Raw genomic sequence first — 16611 nt, 5'->3', positions numbered from 1 at the left:
TCGGTGACCCGACTGCTCCTGCTCATCGACATCCAGCGCGACTATTTCCCCGGCGGACGTCACCCGCTCGTCGGTGCGGATGCCGCCGCCGATGCGGCCGCACGCTTGCTGAGCGCCTTCCGCACGACCGGTGAGCGGGTCGTGCACGTGCAGCACATCTGGGACGGTCCGGATGCCGCCTTCTTCGAGTCCGAGACGCCCGGGGTCGAGTTCGACCCGCGCGTGGCCCCCGACGGGGAAGAGCACGTCATCGTGAAGCACGAGCCGAACGCGTTCCTCGGCACCGGCCTGGAGTCCCTGCTCCGTTCCGTCGAGCCCGACGAGATCGTCGTCGCGGGCATGATGACGAGCATGTGCGTCGACGCGACGGTGCGTGCGGCATCCGATCTCGGCTTCGCGCTCGCCGTCGCACAGGACGCGTGCGCCGCGCCGGACCTGACCCTCGGCGAGGTGACCGTCCCGGGCGCACAGGTGCACACGGCGTTCCTCGCGGCGCTGCACGGCACGTACGCGCGTGTCGCGCCGGTCGATGCGCTGATCGGCGAGCTCGCCGTCGCCTGAGCCCGGTTCGCCCCGCTCCGACAAACCGTCCGGCCGTCTTCGGAATCTCCGACACCGGCCCTCCCCACCGCGCCTGTGGACGGGCGAGGATGGGAGAAACCAACGCATCGGAGTTGATAACCGTGGGCACGACCGTCTTCGAACGACAGCGGCCGCAGGCATCCGTCATCCGCCACTCGCTCGCCGACACCAGACATTCCGTCTTCTGGCGTGACGACCTGCCCGAGTCCCTCACGCCGGACCGCCCGTCGCTCGTCGGCACGCACCGCGCCGACCTCGTCGTGGTCGGCGGCGGCTACACCGGTCTGTGGACCGCGCTCCTCGCGAGCGAGCGCACCCCCGGCGCGAAGATCGTCGTCGTGGAGGCGCAGCGCGTGGGCTGGGCGGCGTCCGGACGCAACGGCGGCTTCTGCGAGTCGAGCCTCACGCACGGGCACGAGAACGGCATGGCCCGCTGGCCGAACGAGATGCCGCTCATCGACGGCCTGGGGCTCGAGAACCTCGACGCGATCGAGGCGTCCGAGGCGACGTACGGCATGGACTTCCAGTTCGAGCGCACCGGCATGCTCGCCCCCGCCGTCGAACCCCACCAGGTGGAATGGGCCAAGGAGTGGGCCGCCGAAGGCGAAGAGGGCGTCGTCTACCTCGACCAGGACGAGGTGCGCGCCTCGGTCGACTCGCCCACATACCTTGCAGGGGTGTGGGAGAAGAACACCTGCGGCATGGTGCACCCGGCGCGGATGGCGGCCGAGCTGGCCCGCGTGTGCGAGGAGCGTGGGATCGAGATCTTCGAGCGGTCGCACGTCACCGCTCTCGACACGTCCGGCCCCGGCGTCGTCGTCGTCACCGAGCAGGGGCGGGTCGAGGCATCCCGCGCCGCCCTCGGCACCAACGTCTTCCCCTCGCTGATCAAGCGCAACCGCCTCATGACCGTGCCCGTGTACGACTACGTGCTGATGACCGAGCCGCTGTCGGCCGAGCAGCTGGCGTCGATCGGCTGGAACGACCGCCAGGGCATCGGCGACATGGCGAATCAGTTCCACTACTACCGGATCACCAAGGACAACCGGATCCTCTTCGGCGGGTACGACGCGATCTACTACTACGGCCGCAAGGTCGACCCCGCGCACGAGCACCGTCCCGAGACGTGGGAGAAGCTCGCCAGCCACTTCTTCACGACCTTCCCGCAGCTGGAGGGCCTGCGCTTCACCCACCAGTGGGCGGGCGCGATCGACTCGTCGACGCAGTTCACCGCGTTCTTCGGCACCGCCCGCGACCGCCGCGTCGCCTACGCGGCCGGGTTCACCGGCCTGGGCGTCGGGTCGACGCGATTCGCCGGCGAGGTGATGCTCGACCTGCTCGACGGCGTCTCGAACGAGCGCACCGAGCTCGAGATGGTGCGCAAGCGTCCGATCCCGTTCCCGCCCGAGCCGGTCGCCTCGATGGCCGTGAACACGGTGCGCTGGTCCCTCGACCGCGCCGACCACAACCTCGGCAAGCGCAACGTCCTGCTCAAGACGCTCGACGCGCTCGGCCTCGGGTTCGACTCATGATCGTCCCCGGTGTGGCAGCGGATGCCGCCGCCCTCGCGATCCCGCTGGAGCCGCTGCCCGCCGACCAGGTGGTGGCGGGCACGCCGTCGACCGGGTTCGTCGAGCTGACCGACACGATCGGCGTGTGGGAGCACACGCCCGGCACGTCGACCGACGTCGAGGCCGACGAGGTGTTCGTCGTGCTGGCGGGCTCGGCGACGCTGTCGTTCACGGACTCGTCCCTCGCGCCCGTCGAGCTCCGCCCCGGATCGGTGGTGCAGCTGACCGCGGGCATGCACACCGTCTGGACTGTGCACGAGACGCTGCGGAAGGTCTACGTCGCGGGCTGATCCGGCGTGCTCCCTGTCCCACCGCGGACTCGGCCCCGGCATCCGCTCCTCCGCGCCGGTGCGACGATGGATGCATGCGTGCAGTGGTCTATGACGCCTTCGGCGTCGCGCCCGAGGTCCGTGACATCGCGAGGCCGGCGGCGCCCGAGGGCGGGGTCGTCGTCGAGGTGCGGGCGACCGGTCTGTGCCGCAGCGACTGGCACGGGTGGGCCGGGCACGACGACGACATCGCGCTCCCCCACGTGCCCGGGCACGAGCTGGCCGGCGTCATCGCCGAGGTGGGTGCAGGAGTGGCGAACTGGCGGATCGGCGACCGCGTCACCGTGCCGTTCGTGTGCGGCTGCGGTCGATGCGAATGGTGCCTTCAGGGCGACGCGCAGGTCTGCCCCGACCAGACGCAGCCCGGCTTCACGCACGACGGTTCGTTCGCGGAGTTCGTCACGCTGCACGCCGCCGACGCGAACCTCGTGGCCATCCCCGAGTCCGTGAGCTTCGAGGCCGCGGCGGCGCTCGGATGCCGGTTCGCGACGGCATACCGCGGCCTTGTGGGGCGCGCCCGGCTCGCGCGGGACGAATGGGTCACGATCGTCGGCGCCGGCGGCGTCGGGCTCAGCGCCGTCATGATCGCGAAGGCCCTCGGTGCCCAGGTGATCGTCGTCGATCGTCACCAGGCGGCGCTGGATGCGGCATCCCAGCTCGGCGCCGACCACACCGTGCTCGCCGACGGACGCGACGTCCCCGCGCTCGTCCACGAGCTGAGTCGCGGCGGAACGCATGTCGCCGTGGATGCCGTCGGCAGCGAGCAGACCTGCAGCGACGCGATCCTGAGCCTCCGCCGGCGCGGTCGTCACGTGCAGATCGGGCTGCTGCCGCCGGTCGACGGCCACCCGCGGGTGCCGATGTCGCGCGTGATCGGGTGGGAGCTCGACCTTCTCGGCAGCCACGGCATGGCCGCGGTCGACTATGCCGGGATGCTGGCGCTCATCGAGTCCGGCGCCCTGCACCCGGAGTCGCTCATCGAGCGGATCGTCGGGCTGTCGGAGGCGGCGGAGCTCCTGCCGTCGTTCGACCGGGCGACGCCCGCCGGCATGACGATGATCGACCCGCGCCTGCCCTGACGCAGCCAGGCCATCACCGCCCCGCGGACCTCCGCACCAGGAGCGCCAGGTGCAGTGCGGTCTGGGTCTCGCCGTCGTCGAGGTCGGAGCCGAGGAGCTCCTCGATGAGCGCGATCCGCTGGTAGAAGACGGAGCGTGACAGGTGGGACGCGGATGCCGCAGCCGTGCGGTTCCCGGGGTGCGCGAGCATCGCCTCCAGGACGTCCAGGAGGTCGCCCGAGCGCGACAGGTCGTGCGAGATCAGGGGGGCGAGCATGCGCTCGCCGTGCTCGAGCACGCGGTGGTCGTCTCGCAGCGCCGTGACCAGCTGCACGAGCGGCCGGTTCTCGGAGCGGCGCAGATACGGGCCACGACCGGACCGACGGCGCCGGCCCCCGGCGAGGTCGACGGCCTCGTGCACGGACGCCAGCGCCTCTTCGATCCCCTCGGCGGCACTGCCGACCGAGACGATGACCCGCTCGACGTCGGCGGGCTCTACGAGAGTGCGCACGACGCCGAGCACCGCGGCGTCGTCGAAGACGGCATCGGGCGGCAGCGACAGGAGCAGTGTCGCGCCCACGCCCCCGGCCGGAGCCGAGCCGGCCAGCGCGCGACCGCGCAGGGCGCGGGCTGCGGCATCCGCTCGCTCCGTGGCGACGGGCGCACCCGAGATCACGAGACCGTACAGGCGCGACCCGCGCAGCGGGAGCCCCGCCGCTTCGAGGCGTGCGGCCGCTCCCCCGACGCCGGCGAATCGTCCGGCCAGCAGGCCGTCGACGAGTCGACGGCGGCCGATGCGCGCCCATTCGTCTGCGTCGCCGTCGGCCAGGCGGCCCACGGCGAGGGCGATCGCCCCCTGTTCGAGCACCGCGGTGCGACCGGCGGCGTGATCGGGGCCGGGGAGCGCGATGAGGTTGCCCCACCGGATGCCGCGCGCCTCGACCGGCACGATGAGCCAGTCGTCGGTGTCGGGGGCGGCACCGCGCTCGCGGCGGGCGGCCAGGCGCCGGTGGGCCGAGCGCGACTGCAGCTCCCACTCGGTGAAGAGCTCCTCCTCCATCGCGAGAGGGACTTCGGCGGCGACGACCTCGTACCCGAGGTTCTCCAGGACGATGGGAGCACCGAGGGTCTGGGCGAGCTGGTGCACGATGAAGTCGGCGGGCGAGCCGCGCAGCACGAGGGCGGTGAACCGCTCGCGCACCTCGTCGCGGGCACGGAGGGCATCGGTCTGACCCGTGATGATGCGACTGTGGACCGCCTCGGTCAGCGTGACGAACTTCACCTCGCGGTGCAGCACGACCAGCGCGAGACCGCGCTCGCGCGCCGCCTCGACGACGACAGCGGGCACGTAACGGTAGTGGGTCCCGAGCTCGAGGACGAGGCCGGAGAGGCCCGCGTCGACCAGCTCGTCGATGAACCGGCGCAGGTCGCCCGGCTCGGCCGGCCACGACGACCCGGTCGACAGCAGGAGCTCACCGCCGTCGAGCAGACGGGCGACGCCGGCACTGTCGGAGACGTGCAGCCAGCGCACGCGCGCATCCAGTGCCTCGTCGCCCACCAGCACCTCGGGAACGCCGTTCGCGACGGCATCGAGGGCGATCACCTCGCGCACCGTGGGGAGGGTCTCGTTTGCGGATCGTTCTGCCGGACGATCCGTATGGATCGCTCGATCTTCGCGACGGTCGGGCACCGTGGCCGCCTCTTCTTCTCTGACAGGCTGGGACGCGTCAAGCCTAAGGGATCGTCACACGATCTGTCCGACGCCGAAGGAAAGCCCGATGACCACCGTCGAAACCACCGTCGCCCCGCCTGCGGAAGCCACTGACCTCCGTGTGATCCCGCACTGGATCGACGGCGCCGAGCATCCGTCGACGAGCGGTCGCACCGCCCCGGTCTACAACCCGGCGACCGGTCAGGTCACCGCGCACGTCGCTCTCGCCGACCAGGCCGAGATCGACGCGGCGATCGCGTCGGCCCGCGCCGGCTTCCAGACCTGGAGCGGCTACTCGATCGCGCGTCGGCAGTCGGTGATCTTCGCATTCCGCGAGCTGCTGAACTCGCGCAAGCGCGAGCTGGCCGAGATCGTCACGGCCGAGCACGGCAAGGTCGTCTCGGACGCGATGGGCGAGATCCTCCGCGGCCAGGAGGTCGTCGAGCTCGCGTGCGGGTTCCCGCACCTGATCAAGGGCGCGTACTCGGAGAACGTGTCGACCGGCATCGACGTGTACTCGACCAAGCAGCCGCTGGGCGTGGTGGGCATCATCTCGCCGTTCAACTTCCCGGCGATGGTGCCGATGTGGTTCTTCCCGATCGCCATCGCCGCCGGCAACGCCGTCGTGCTCAAGCCCTCCGAGAAGGACCCGTCGGCCGCGCTGTGGCTGGCAGCGCTGTGGAAAGAGGCCGGGCTGCCGGACGGCGTGTTCACGGTGCTGCAGGGAGACAAGCTGGCCGTCGACGGACTCCTCGAAAGCCCGGTCGTCGAGTCGATCAGCTTCGTCGGCTCGACCCCGATCGCCCAGTACATCTACGAGACGGCGTCCCAGCACGGCAAGCGCGTGCAGGCGCTCGGTGGAGCCAAGAACCACATGCTGGTGCTGCCCGACGCCGACCTCGACCTCGTCGCCGACTCCGCGGTCAACGCGGGCTACGGGGCGGCCGGCGAGCGCTGCATGGCGATCTCGGTCGTACTCGCCGTCGAGCCGGTCGCCGACGAGCTCATCGCGAAGATCCAGGACCGCATCGCGAAGCTCCGCATCGGCAACGGCGCGGCCGGCCTGGAGCCCGACGGCGTCGAGCCCGACATGGGACCCCTGATCACCGGCATCCACCGTTCGAAGGTGTCGGAGTACGTCGACATCGCCGAGGCCGACGGGGCCGAGGTCGTCGTCGACGGCCGCGGTTTCCAGGTCGACGGACATCAGGACGGCTTCTTCTTCGGCCCGACGCTGCTCGACCGCGTCCCCACCACTTCCCGCGCGTACACCGAGGAGATCTTCGGACCGGTCCTGTCGGTGGTCCGCGTCGCCAGCTACGACGAAGGCCTGGAGCTGATCAACTCCGGCCAGTTCGGCAACGGCACCGCGATCTTCACGAACGACGGAGGCGCTGCCCGCCGCTTCCAGAACGAGGTGCACGTCGGCATGATCGGCATCAACGTGCCGATCCCCGTGCCCGTGGCCTACCACTCGTTCGGCGGCTGGAAGAAGTCCCTGTTCGGCGACGCGAAGGCGTACGGCGTGCACGGCTTCGACTTCTTCACCCGCGAGAAGGCCATCACCAGCCGCTGGCTCGACCCCGCCAGCCACGGCGGCATCAACCTCGGCTTCCCCCAGAACCACTGAACCAGGATCCGCACATGACCGACACCCTCCTCACCGGCGTCCAGCCCGACCTCGAGGCCGACGCGCGTGTGCGCGCCGACGACCGCGGGCACGTGTTCCACTCGTGGAGCGCACAGGCGCTGATCGATCCGCTGCCCATCGCGGGCGGTGAAGGCTCGACGTTCTGGGACTACGCCGGCAACACGTACCTCGACTTCAGCTCGCAGCTGGTGAACCTGAACCTGGGGCACCAGCATCCGGATCTCGTCCGCGCCATCCAGGAGCAGGCGGGCCGTCTCGCGACGATCCAGCCGTCCATGGCCAACGACGTCCGTGGCGAGCTCGCGCGCCGCATCGCCGGGGTCGCGGGCGACGGCTTCGAGAAGGTGTTCTTCACCAACGGCGGGGCCGATGCGAACGAGAACGCCGTGCGCATGGCACGCCTGTTCACCGGCCGCCGCAAGATCATGTCGATGTACCGCAGCTACCACGGCAACACGTCGACGGCGATCAGCCTGACCGGCGACCCCCGCCGCTGGCCGAACGAGCCCGCCGACGGGTCGGTCGTGCACTTCCACGGCCCGTACCCGTACCGGTCGTCGTTCCACTCCTCCTCACCCGAGGAAGAGACCGCGCGCGCCCTGCAGCACCTCGAGCAGACGATCGTGCTCGAAGGCGCCGGCACGATCGCCGGCATCCTGCTCGAGACGATCGTCGGAACCAACGGCGTGCTGGTCCCGCCGCCCGGGTACCTCGCCGGCGTCCGCGAGCTGTGCGACAAGTACGGCATCGTCTACATCGCCGACGAGGTCATGGTCGGCTTCGGCCGCGTTGGCGAGTGGTTCGCGTTCCAGGCGTTCGACGTGCAGCCCGACCTCATCACGTTCGCGAAGGGCGTGAACTCGGGGTATGTGCCGCTCGGCGGCGTCGTGATCTCGGACCGCATCGCCGCGCACTTCGACACCGTGTCGTTCCCCGGCGGCCTGACGTACTCGGGCCACCCGCTGGCGTGCGCCGCCGGCGTCGCCACGTTCGACGTGTTCGAGCGCGACGGGATCCTCGAGCGCGTGCGCGATCTCGGCGAGCGCGTCGTCGGCCCGCGCCTGCGCGAGATCGCCGAGCGTCACCCGTCCGTCGGCGATGTGCGCGGCCTCGGCCTGTTCTGGGCGATCGAGCTCGTGAAGGACCGCGAGACGCGCGAACAGCTCGTGCCGTTCAACGCGAGCGGACCGGATGCCGCACCCGTCGCCGCAGTCGCCGCGGCGTGCAAGCGCGACGGCGTGTGGCCGTTCACGCACTTCAACCGCGTGCACGTGGCGCCGCCGCTGGTCATCACCGAGGAGGAGCTGCTGCGCGGCCTCGACGTCATCGACCGCGCGCTGTCGGCCGCGGACGAGTACGTCACGCGCTGAGTCGCCTCCCCTGCCACGAAGGCCCCGGATCCGCTCGGATCCGGGGCCTTCGTCGTGTGGCCGAATCGTTCCGATGCGCGGGAATAGATGAGCCTCACCTGAGGTTGTTCCTGTATCCAGCACCAGATGGTGCCGCAGGAGGGGACTGTGGGCAAGAACTACATCGACATCGAGAACGACCAGGGCGAGACGCTGCGCTACCGCAAGCACGTCAACGGTCGTGGCCTCATCGCGCATGGAGCGAAGGTGCACCCGAGCGCCGTCGTCGAAGCGGGGGCGTATGTCGAACCGGGCGTGCAGATCGCGGCGGGCGCACACGTCGGCCGCGGAGTGTGGGTCGAGACGGATGCGGTCATCGGACCCCAGGCCGTCATCGAGCCGCACGCGCACATCGGCCCGCGGGCCGCGATCGGGCCGAAGGCGAAGATCGGCGTCCGCACCCAGGTGGGTCATGACGCCCGCGTGGCGGGTGGCTCTCTCATCGGCGACGACGTCACCATCGCCGACGGCGAGCGCGTCGCCACCGACAAGCGAGGACTCCGCCTGGCGGCGTGAGTCCCTGCGCCGCCGCGGCGGCGTGCCCCTGTGGACAACTCTCGGAGGGCCGCGCCCGCCGCGGCTAGCCTGGCGCGATGCACGACGACCGTCGCCGGCCCGCGCGTGGAGCGAGAGCCCTGATCGTCGCGGCCACGATCCTCGTCGTACTCGCTCTCGCGGCTCTCGGGTGGCTGCCGTCGGGCGCCGGGCCCGGTTCGATCCGCAGCTGGGACCTGGGACGACGGCTGCCGCTGCCCGGAGTGATGCCGACGACACAGGCGGCTCAGCCGGACGGAGAGACGCCGGGTGACGGCATCCCTCCGCGTCCGGATGATGCCGACGACCTGATCGTCACGCACGTGTTCGACGGCGACACGATCGAGGTCGCCGACCCCGCGACCGGCGAACGGCGGCGTGTGCGGCTGATCGGCATCGACACCCCCGAGGGCACGCCCACGCCGGAATGCTGGGCCGACGAAGCCCGCGCGCACCTCGCGGAGCTGCTGCCCGACGGCGCCACCGTGTGGGCCGCGCCAGACACCGAGCTCTACGACCGGTACGACCGCGCACTGCTGTACCTGTGGACCGTCGACCGCCGCTTCGTCAATTACGAGCTCGTCGCCGCGGGCGACGCCGAGGCGCTGCGCATCGACCCCAACACCGCGCACGCGGACCTGTTCGACGCCGCGCAGGCAGAGGCCGAGGCATCCCGGGCAGGTCTCTGGGGCGCCTGCTGAGCGTCAGGCGAACGGGAAGAGTACGAACGCGATGAGGGGCAGCGTGCCCTGGATGAGCGCGGGCCGCACATACTTCAGACCTGTCGTCACCAGCACGAGCGCCGCGCCGACCATCGAGCCGAGCGAGAACAGCACGAGCGCGATGCCGCCGCCGGCGTAGAACAGCACGATGCCGATCACCACGCCGATCGCGAGGAACAGGTTGTAGAAGCCCTGGTTGTACGCCATCGGCTTCGTGATCTCAGCGGCCGCCTGGTCGGCGACGCCGAACCGCTTCCAGATCTTGGGCTGTGTCCACTGCACGCTCTCCATCACGAAGATGTACACGTGCAGCAGCGCCGCCAGCGCTGCGAAGACCGTCGCGAGAATCCCCACCATGAGGGAACCATAGCGCCCCGGCTACGCTGAACCGTATGGCGAAAGGCGGTTCGAACAAGGGTCGGGGTCGGGATGCCGCCTCCCGCCGCGCGGGCGGAGCCCCCGGCTCACCGGGCAAGGGCAGGCCGAAGTCCTCGCAGCCGCGCACGTCGAAGCCCGCACAGCCGCGCGCGCCGAAGCCCGCACCCGTCGAACCGCCGATGCCGGCGACGTTCACGCTCGGCGCGATCCCCGGCGCGACACCCGGCCGATGGATCGACACGTGGAACGACCGGATGCCGCGCACCTCGCTGGACCTCGTGCCGCTGGAGGTCGCCGACCAGCGTCGCGCGCTCGTCGACGGAGAAGTCGACGCGGCCCTCGTGCGACTGCCGATCGACAAGGACGGGCTGCACGTCATCCCCCTCTACGACGAGGTTCCCGTCGTCGTGACCTCGAAGGACTCGCACCTGCTGGCAGCCGACGAGCTGGATGCCGCGGACCTCGTCGGCGAGGTGCTGGTGGTCCCCCGCGACGACGTGCTCGGCATCCGCATCCCCGGCACCGAGGAGCCGCGCTTCGCTCCTCCCGCCGACACGGCCGAGGCGATCGCGACGGTGGCAGCCGGCGTCGGTTTCGTGGTGGTGCCGATGTCGCTCGCGCGACTGCATCACCGCAAAGACGCCGACTACCGCGTCCTGCATGACGGACCCACGTCGACGGTCGCGCTCGCCTGGGTGGCGGAGCGCACGAACCCGGCGGTCGACGCGTTCGTCGGAATCGTGCGCGGACGCACCGCGAACTCTTCCCGAGGCTGAGGAGCGTGTCGTCGAGGCGCTCGGTGGTGGGCGCGCATCGCACGCTCACTCACCGGGAGCCGCGGCGGTAGCGGGGGTCGCTTGTTCGCCCCTGCAGGGCACGGCAACCGCCGCCCGCCTGCGGAGCCGGTCAGGCCGCCGCCTCCCACGGGAGTCGCGTCGAGACAGGTTCGGCCACGGGAAGCGTCCTGCCGGCGCCGCGTCGAACCGGCGACGTCTGGGCGACGGGGAACACCGCCACTCGCCCGTCGACGCGGACGATCACGAACGCGCCCTGTGCCGGCACGCCGTCGGGCAGCGGGATCGTGTGCTCGCCGCCGGCAAGGTCACCGGCATGCGCGATCGCCGAGCGCGCTGACGGCTCAGACCCGACGGGCACCGCCCACACTCCCGAGACCTCGACGTGCGCGCCGGTCTCGAGTCGCACACGCACGTCGCGCGCGGAGGCGTCGTAGGTGACGCCCTCGAGGGGCCGGCCGAAGTACTCCTCGATCTGCGCGACGAGCAGCGGAGCGACGCCGCCCAGCCCGTTCACGAAGCGGATGTGCGGATTTCGCCGGGCCATCGCCGACTCGAGCTCTGTGCGCTGCTCCGCCGGGACCTGACCGCCGAAGACCACGAGGTCGATGTCGCCCGGATCGTATTCATCGAGCAGTCGATCGAACTGGTTGGTCGCGTTCGCCCCGAACCCGTTGCGTCGCAGCGCCGCCACGGCATCGATGAGAACCGGCGCGCTGCGTCCCACGATGAGCACTCGTTCGTTCATGTCCTTCTCCCCTTCATTGATGTTGGTTGAGCCAACATAGCAATGTTGGCGCAACCAATCAACTGGTACTTTGAGTGCATGAAGCCCGCGCACGCTCCGGAACGAACACCCGACCGCCTGCGGGAGCGGCCGACCTGGTTGCTGGGTCGGGCGGCGGCGAGGGCGAGCGGTCTACTCGCGTCCGGGTTCGGCGAGCACGGCCAAGGACTGCGGGGCTACCACTACCGCCTTCTCGCCTCGCTCGAGCAGTGGGGACCGGTGAGCCAGGCCGACCTCGGACGTGACACCGGCATCGATCGCAGTGACGTCACGGCCGCGGTGCGCGTCCTCGAGGATCTGGGTCTCGTGGACCGCGAGGTGGATCCCGCGAACCAACGCCGGAAGGTGGTCTCGATCACGCCCGACGGGATCGCTCGCCTGGCCCAGCTGGATGCTGTGCTCGACGGCATCCAGGAGTCGCTGCTGGAGCCGTTGACGCCGGATGAGCGCGCTCAGCTCGTCGGACTCCTCAAGCGCCTCGGGTGAGAAAGCGCACCCTCCGACTCACCTGGACGCGATACGAGGGGTGCCGCCAGATCCCCATGCGACACCCCTCGAGGAACCGGCACCGAAGACCCGCATCCCCAGGTGCGGCCCCATGCGTCTTCTGCTCGTGCGCCCGACCCCCCGTCGGGCGGCAATGAGCGGTTCCGAAGAGCAGGAGCACCCGGCACCGGGCCTGATACATCGAATTCCGGGAAATCTCCGAGATTCTCAGAACCCGGCGCCGTGCACCTGGAACGGCGCCACGATCCCCGTGCGCTCCGACGCTTCGGCGAGCGCGACGGAGGGCGGGATGCCGGCGGCCAGCCCCTCGTGCATCGCGGCGAGCAGCTCGCACGCGTCGTCGTCCGCGACGACCACGGGCGCCGCCACGACGCAGCGGGCGCCGGCGTGGAGCCACACGCGGGTCATGCCGATCGCCTCCTCGCCCCAGCGCACCGACGAGCGGCCGACCTCGCACGCCGAGAGGATCACCGTGTCGGGGACGTTCTCGATGAGGTCGATGTCGTAGCCGAACAGCGTGCCGTCGGCGAGCTCGAGACCCGAGAACATGGGGTTGTCGACCGCATGGCGGCCGTGAGCTGCAATGTGGAGCACGTCGACCCCTTCAGCGAGTTCGGTGACCGCCGATGCCGATGCGCGGTTCGAACTGAGCACGACCGCGCGGGGCCACATCCGTGCTGCCCTCGACACCTCATCCTGGCCGCGTTCCACGCGCGGGCCGACGGCGAAACCAGCGCGCGGGCCATCGGTCGGCGGCTCGTCCCGCCAGGCGGCCCATCTCGTCGCCGACGCGGCGAGAGTGAAGGCTCTGCCGCGCAGCGAGGGGAGCATCGACCACGGCACTCCGTTGAGCACTCCCGGCACCGTGAGAACCACCGGCCCAGAGCCGGCGACCCTCATCATCGGCTCCAGCAATGTGTTGCACAGATCCGCGAGACGTTCGTTGAGTGAGATCTTGACGACAGCGGCCATCGGCCCGGTCCGAATCGAGGCCGCCATGTCGAGGTCGGCTCGAAGCCCACTCAGCAGCGACCGGATGGGGCCCCACGCCGAGAGGCGAACGAGCGTCGCCGATTCTCCGGTGACCACGAGGCCCACGACCTCGTCACCAGTGAAGACGAACGAGACGAGCGAGGAGTCATCCGTCAGAAGCCCCTGCATCGTCTTCAGATCGACGCGAGCGTCCACCTGGCGCGTCCCGGTCGCTGACCACTGTCTCGCGCGCGCCTGCTCTCGCAGAGTCGCCGCACGCGCCCCTGACAGCCAGTCGCCAGAAGAATCCTCCAGGCGCAGCATACGAAGCTCCGCGAGCTCACGGGCCAGCTCACGGTCCGGCGGGGGTCGCAGGGGTGCGACCTGCTGGCTCAGATGACGCGCTCTTTCCGACCATTCGAAGACAGTTTCGGCGCGGCCGGATCGAACTGCGGACGTTATTCCGGCATACATCAGCGCACTGCCGTGCATCGTCACGGACGTCTGGAGGTCGATGCTTCCGGAGGCCTGCTGCCAACTGGTGAGCGCATCCAGTCCCTCCGCGAGGCGTCTGCGCGCTGTGGCGGGGTGGCCGGCCTTCGCGGCTCGCGCGGCACGCACCTCGGCAGCGAGCAGCTGCAGCTCCATCGGCGCGGACTGCGCCAGCCTCACCGGGGCGACGTCGGCGTCGCCGCTCTCGATCGCCGCGCGGTCATGTGTCAGTCGCAAGGCGGCCGCCTCCGTCGGAAATCCGACCGCGAGCAGTCTGTTCGCCACCGCGTCGACTTCCTCAGCCCGGACTCGACGGCGTGGAGTCGGTGTGACGGTCCCCGAGTACTCCGTCCTCCCACCGCTCAGCTGAGCACGCAATCTGACGGCTTCGGCCCTTGCCGCCCACGTGTCATGGCCGATCCGCCGGAACCCCTTCTGGGCACGCCCCGCCACGGTTGCCGCACTTCGCACGGAGTGAGACAGAAGCGACCGGGCAAGCTCGAACTCGGCCTCAGCGCGGGCCTGCGGCATCCGCCTGCGCCCGAAGCTGACGGCCGCGCGCTCCAGCAGACGCTCGGCTTCGGTCGTGAGACCGGCATCGCGCAGCACCTGCGCGCGGTCGACGTCGCAGATCGCGGTGGTCACCTCCGACACGTCCATCAGGGCACGCCGGGCGACCATCATCTCGCGGAGCGCCACCACGAGGTCACCACGGAGCAATGCGATGTACCCGACGTTGTGGCGGATCTGCGCCGCCTCGACAGCCATGTCCTGGCGTTCGTAGACGGAGATCGCGGCGTCGGCATCGGCCGCCGCCAGATCGAGGCGCCGGCGGCTCATGTTCACGAGGCTGCGGGTGACCAGCATCCGCGCCGCGACGACCGACTGATCGTCGATGCTTGAGATGGCCTCGCTGAGCAGGAGCTCGGCGTCGTCAAGGCGTCCGGCTTGCTCGGCCAGCGCACCGAGCTGGCCGAGAAGGATCGCCCTGGTCTCGGCAGAGATGCCCGATGTCTCGAGCGCGCTTCGGCACATCCTCTCGGCACCCGACAGATCGCCTGTGCGCGCGGTGATGTACGCCATGGTGCCGGCGATGCGCGCCCTCAGATCGTCGTCGTCCGCGCGCACCGCTGCGGCGTCGAGAAGGCGACGTGCCTCGGCGTAGCGGCCCTGATTCGCTGCCGCGACGCCGCGGCGATGCAAACTCGCCCCAGTGCTTGTCACCGACTCATCTTGGCGGATGCCGGGGTGTGCGTGTAGTGCCCCGGCATCCGATTCGGTCACACCTTCATCACCGTGGCATCGAGTTCGGCCTTCACCGCGTCGTGTGCACCACGCAGCGCGGCCGACCGCGCAGCAGCACCAGGATCCGCCGTCCCGCTGAGGAGTCCATCCGCGATGCCAGCCGCCAGCCTGCCCGCGACGTACGGCGCGGCGAAGGATGTGCCGCTCCAGACGGCGAACCCGCTGGCGAAGTCGTCCGGATCGAGCGACTCGCGTCGATGGCCGTACGCGTCGGACCGCGAGCCCGGCTGCATCCCGCCCTGGAATCTGGGCGACGTGCTCACGATCGAGACGCCTTGAGCGTAGGTGCGGACCCAGTTGCCCTCGTTGCTGAAGAGCGCGACGGACCCGTTGGGATTCAGGGCGCCGACGGCGACGTGCGGAGCAGCTGCGGGGGGATCATCGACGGTGAACTCGGCGTCCTTCCACGCCCAGAGGGCCGCCGGGAACGCAGGTCGCGACGTTGAGTCGTTGCCCGCCGAGCACACCACCGCGCAACCGAGCTCGCGGACCTCGACGAGCAATCGCGAGAGCGTGAGATCGAACTGCTCGTCGCTCGGCGTCTCGTGGTAGTACCCGAGCGAGATGTTGAGGACATCCACAACGAGGCCGGCCTTCATCGCGTCGAGCAGTGCCTGGACGGCATCGAGGAAATCGCCCTCCAGGACGGTACCCATGCTGTCGGCCACCCGGATCGGAAGCAGCAGGGCATCGGGGCACGCCTGCAGGATCACGCCCGCCACGAACGTGCCGTGCCCCGCGGCGCCGTCGAGGAAGCCGTCCAGCGGACCGGCGATGTCGCCCTTGGTCTCCGGATCGGTGCCCGGCGAGACGATCCCCAACATCGGCGGGTTCTGGACGAGACGATCCGCGAACCAGTCGTGCCCGCCCCAGCAGCCGGTGTCCATGAATGCCACCACGGGCCGGCGTCCAGGAGGCTGAGGGTCGGCGCGGCGAGCGGGGCTCGGGCCCACATACTCGACGACCTGACGCCCGCCACTGCCCGGGTTCGCATAGCTCTCAGGACCGAACGGGTTGGTGTGACCGAACGGGTTCGTGTGGCCGAACGGATTCGTGTGACCGAACGGATTCGTGTGACCGAACGGACCGACGGACATCACGTGGTCGAGGCCAAGGCCCTTGAGGGTCTCGGGGTCCTTGACGAGTGGCTTCTCGGGGGCGAGTCCACCGCGATCGGCCTGAGTGTCGATGTCCGGCTCAGGTGAGAGCACGAGTGCTCGAGTGCGTTGCAGCAGACGCCACGCATCCACAGGCGGCACGGGTTGATCGTCTCGTCCAGGCTGCGGATTCGGCCGGATCCTCACGCGACGCACGACCGGCTCTTTCGGCTGGCTGCGCACGAAACGGCGACCAGGGCGAGCGGCGACGACGTCGTCGGACGGTGCGGCATCCACCTCGACCGCCCACCCGAACTCGCCCGCGGCACGCTCGAGGTTGGTCCGCACATCCTCCTCGCGCCCATGGTCCGTCAGCAGCAGATGGCCTGGCGCGTACGTCGTCGGGTACGCGGTGTACGGCTCGACGGGTTCCTTGGCCGGGTCCAGATCGACCCCCCGGGGTCGAAATGCGTCATACCGCCGTCGCCAGTCGTCGCTCACTGCACTCTCCCTTGCGCATAGGGATCCCGCGGCCCCCAGGCCGCGGCATCCATTTCCGAAACGAAACTGCGTCAGACCTCGAACTGCGGGGTCTGGAAGTCGCGCAGCGCGCCGTCGGCGTCGCGCACGACAAGACGGAGTCGCGCCACCCCTGGCGTGACCTCGTCGAAGGCGAACCGTCCGTGTTCGCCGGGGTCCGTCGCCCATTCGC

The 16611-nt window shown here is 70.3% G+C and carries 15 protein-coding genes; 10 read left to right on the top strand and 5 right to left on the bottom strand.

The features are described from left to right. Window positions 1-3 precede the first annotated feature (3 nt). The 4 genes from ACTHNQ_RS17325 (at window position 4) to ACTHNQ_RS17310 (ending at window position 3561) form a co-directional block, all read left to right on the top strand. Window positions 4-561 carry a cysteine hydrolase family protein gene (locus ACTHNQ_RS17325; protein WP_440335194.1) on the top strand — a complete coding sequence of 186 codons (558 nt, stop codon included), beginning with the start codon at window positions 4-6 and terminating at the stop codon, window positions 559-561. 122 nt (window positions 562-683) lie between these two features. Then, a complete protein-coding gene (locus ACTHNQ_RS17320; protein WP_440335193.1) occupies window positions 684-2114 on the top strand; it encodes an NAD(P)/FAD-dependent oxidoreductase in 1431 nt (476 codons plus the stop codon). Beyond that, the gene (locus tag ACTHNQ_RS17315) at window positions 2111-2443 is read left to right on the top strand and encodes a cupin domain-containing protein (protein WP_018171364.1); all 333 of its coding nucleotides are present in this window, start codon (window positions 2111-2113) and stop codon (window positions 2441-2443) included. Before ACTHNQ_RS17320 ends, ACTHNQ_RS17315 begins: the two co-directional genes overlap by 4 nt. A 74-nt stretch (window positions 2444-2517) precedes the next feature. Further along, window positions 2518-3561: a zinc-dependent alcohol dehydrogenase family protein gene (locus ACTHNQ_RS17310; RefSeq protein ID WP_440335192.1), complete on the top strand. Its 1044-nt coding sequence runs from the start codon at window positions 2518-2520 to the stop codon at window positions 3559-3561. Between the two features lie 13 nt (window positions 3562-3574). Here the strand turns inward: ACTHNQ_RS17310 and ACTHNQ_RS17305 are convergent, their stop codons facing one another. Beyond that, entirely contained in the window at window positions 3575-5152 is a 1578-nt protein-coding gene (locus tag ACTHNQ_RS17305) for a PucR family transcriptional regulator (protein ID WP_440335191.1), read from the bottom strand. A gap of 166 nt (window positions 5153-5318) precedes the next feature. On the opposite strand from ACTHNQ_RS17305, the gene ACTHNQ_RS17300 reads away from it, so the two are divergent. From ACTHNQ_RS17300 to ACTHNQ_RS17285, 4 genes are all read left to right on the top strand, one after another. Further along, the gene (locus tag ACTHNQ_RS17300) at window positions 5319-6881 is read left to right on the top strand and encodes a CoA-acylating methylmalonate-semialdehyde dehydrogenase (protein WP_440335190.1); all 1563 of its coding nucleotides are present in this window, start codon (window positions 5319-5321) and stop codon (window positions 6879-6881) included. Between the two features lie 14 nt (window positions 6882-6895). After that, the gene (locus tag ACTHNQ_RS17295) at window positions 6896-8272 is read left to right on the top strand and encodes an aspartate aminotransferase family protein (RefSeq protein WP_440335189.1); all 1377 of its coding nucleotides are present in this window, start codon (window positions 6896-6898) and stop codon (window positions 8270-8272) included. A gap of 147 nt (window positions 8273-8419) precedes the next feature. Next, window positions 8420-8827, top strand: a complete 408-nt coding sequence (locus tag ACTHNQ_RS17290) for a transferase (protein ID WP_440335209.1) — start codon at window positions 8420-8422, stop codon at window positions 8825-8827. A 77-nt stretch (window positions 8828-8904) separates the two neighbouring features. Further along, window positions 8905-9546, top strand: a complete 642-nt coding sequence (locus ACTHNQ_RS17285; protein ID WP_440335188.1) for a thermonuclease family protein — start codon at window positions 8905-8907, stop codon at window positions 9544-9546. 3 nt (window positions 9547-9549) lie between these two features. Here ACTHNQ_RS17285 and ACTHNQ_RS17280 read toward each other — a convergent pair whose 3' ends face one another. Continuing rightward, complete coding sequence (locus tag ACTHNQ_RS17280) at window positions 9550-9924, bottom strand: DUF1304 domain-containing protein (protein WP_440335187.1); 375 nt, start codon at window positions 9922-9924, stop codon at window positions 9550-9552. Window positions 9925-9959: 35 nt separating this feature from the next. Here ACTHNQ_RS17280 and ACTHNQ_RS17275 point away from each other — a divergent pair, with 35 nt between their 5' ends. After that, window positions 9960-10721 carry a LysR substrate-binding domain-containing protein gene (locus ACTHNQ_RS17275; RefSeq protein WP_440335186.1) on the top strand — a complete coding sequence of 254 codons (762 nt, stop codon included), beginning with the start codon at window positions 9960-9962 and terminating at the stop codon, window positions 10719-10721. A 130-nt stretch (window positions 10722-10851) separates the two neighbouring features. Here the strand turns inward: ACTHNQ_RS17275 and ACTHNQ_RS17270 are convergent, their stop codons facing one another. Next, window positions 10852-11487: a hypothetical protein gene (locus ACTHNQ_RS17270; protein ID WP_440335185.1), complete on the bottom strand. Its 636-nt coding sequence runs from the start codon at window positions 11485-11487 to the stop codon at window positions 10852-10854. Between the two features lie 78 nt (window positions 11488-11565). On the opposite strand from ACTHNQ_RS17270, the gene ACTHNQ_RS17265 reads away from it, so the two are divergent. Beyond that, window positions 11566-12012 (top strand): MarR family winged helix-turn-helix transcriptional regulator, encoded by a 447-nt coding sequence (locus ACTHNQ_RS17265; RefSeq protein WP_440335184.1) that lies wholly within the window; start codon window positions 11566-11568, stop codon window positions 12010-12012. Between the two features lie 228 nt (window positions 12013-12240). Here ACTHNQ_RS17265 and ACTHNQ_RS17260 read toward each other — a convergent pair whose 3' ends face one another. Then, window positions 12241-14721 (bottom strand): CHAT domain-containing protein, encoded by a 2481-nt coding sequence (locus tag ACTHNQ_RS17260; protein WP_440335183.1) that lies wholly within the window; start codon window positions 14719-14721, stop codon window positions 12241-12243. A gap of 56 nt (window positions 14722-14777) precedes the next feature. After that, window positions 14778-16400, bottom strand: a complete 1623-nt coding sequence (locus tag ACTHNQ_RS17255) for a S8 family peptidase (protein WP_440335182.1) — start codon at window positions 16398-16400, stop codon at window positions 14778-14780. Window positions 16401-16611: the final 211 nt, after the last annotated feature.

Origin of the sequence: Microbacterium sp., assembly GCF_051953575.1 — a bacterium.
In the GTDB taxonomy this organism is placed as follows: Bacteria; Actinomycetota; Actinomycetes; order Actinomycetales; family Microbacteriaceae; genus Microbacterium.
The sequence above is the reverse complement of the archived record's forward strand: the minus strand, read 5'-3'. Positions and strand labels throughout refer to the sequence as shown.

Excerpts from the sequence above, each read along its gene's own strand:
- ACTHNQ_RS17280 (WP_440335187.1), bottom strand. The coding sequence starts at position 9,924 with ATGGTGGGGATTCTCGCGACGGTCTTCGCAGCGCTGGCGGCGCTGCTG.
- ACTHNQ_RS17310 (WP_440335192.1), top strand. The coding sequence starts at position 2,518 with ATGCGTGCAGTGGTCTATGACGCCTTCGGCGTCGCGCCCGAGGTCCGT.
- ACTHNQ_RS17275 (WP_440335186.1), top strand. The coding sequence starts at position 9,960 with ATGGCGAAAGGCGGTTCGAACAAGGGTCGGGGTCGGGATGCCGCCTCC.
- ACTHNQ_RS17265 (WP_440335184.1), top strand. The coding sequence starts at position 11,566 with ATGAAGCCCGCGCACGCTCCGGAACGAACACCCGACCGCCTGCGGGAG.
- ACTHNQ_RS17300 (WP_440335190.1), top strand. The coding sequence starts at position 5,319 with ATGACCACCGTCGAAACCACCGTCGCCCCGCCTGCGGAAGCCACTGAC.
- ACTHNQ_RS17315 (WP_018171364.1), top strand. The coding sequence starts at position 2,111 with ATGATCGTCCCCGGTGTGGCAGCGGATGCCGCCGCCCTCGCGATCCCG.
- ACTHNQ_RS17295 (WP_440335189.1), top strand. The coding sequence starts at position 6,896 with ATGACCGACACCCTCCTCACCGGCGTCCAGCCCGACCTCGAGGCCGAC.
- ACTHNQ_RS17285 (WP_440335188.1), top strand. The coding sequence starts at position 8,905 with ATGCACGACGACCGTCGCCGGCCCGCGCGTGGAGCGAGAGCCCTGATC.
- ACTHNQ_RS17270 (WP_440335185.1), bottom strand. The coding sequence starts at position 11,487 with ATGAACGAACGAGTGCTCATCGTGGGACGCAGCGCGCCGGTTCTCATC.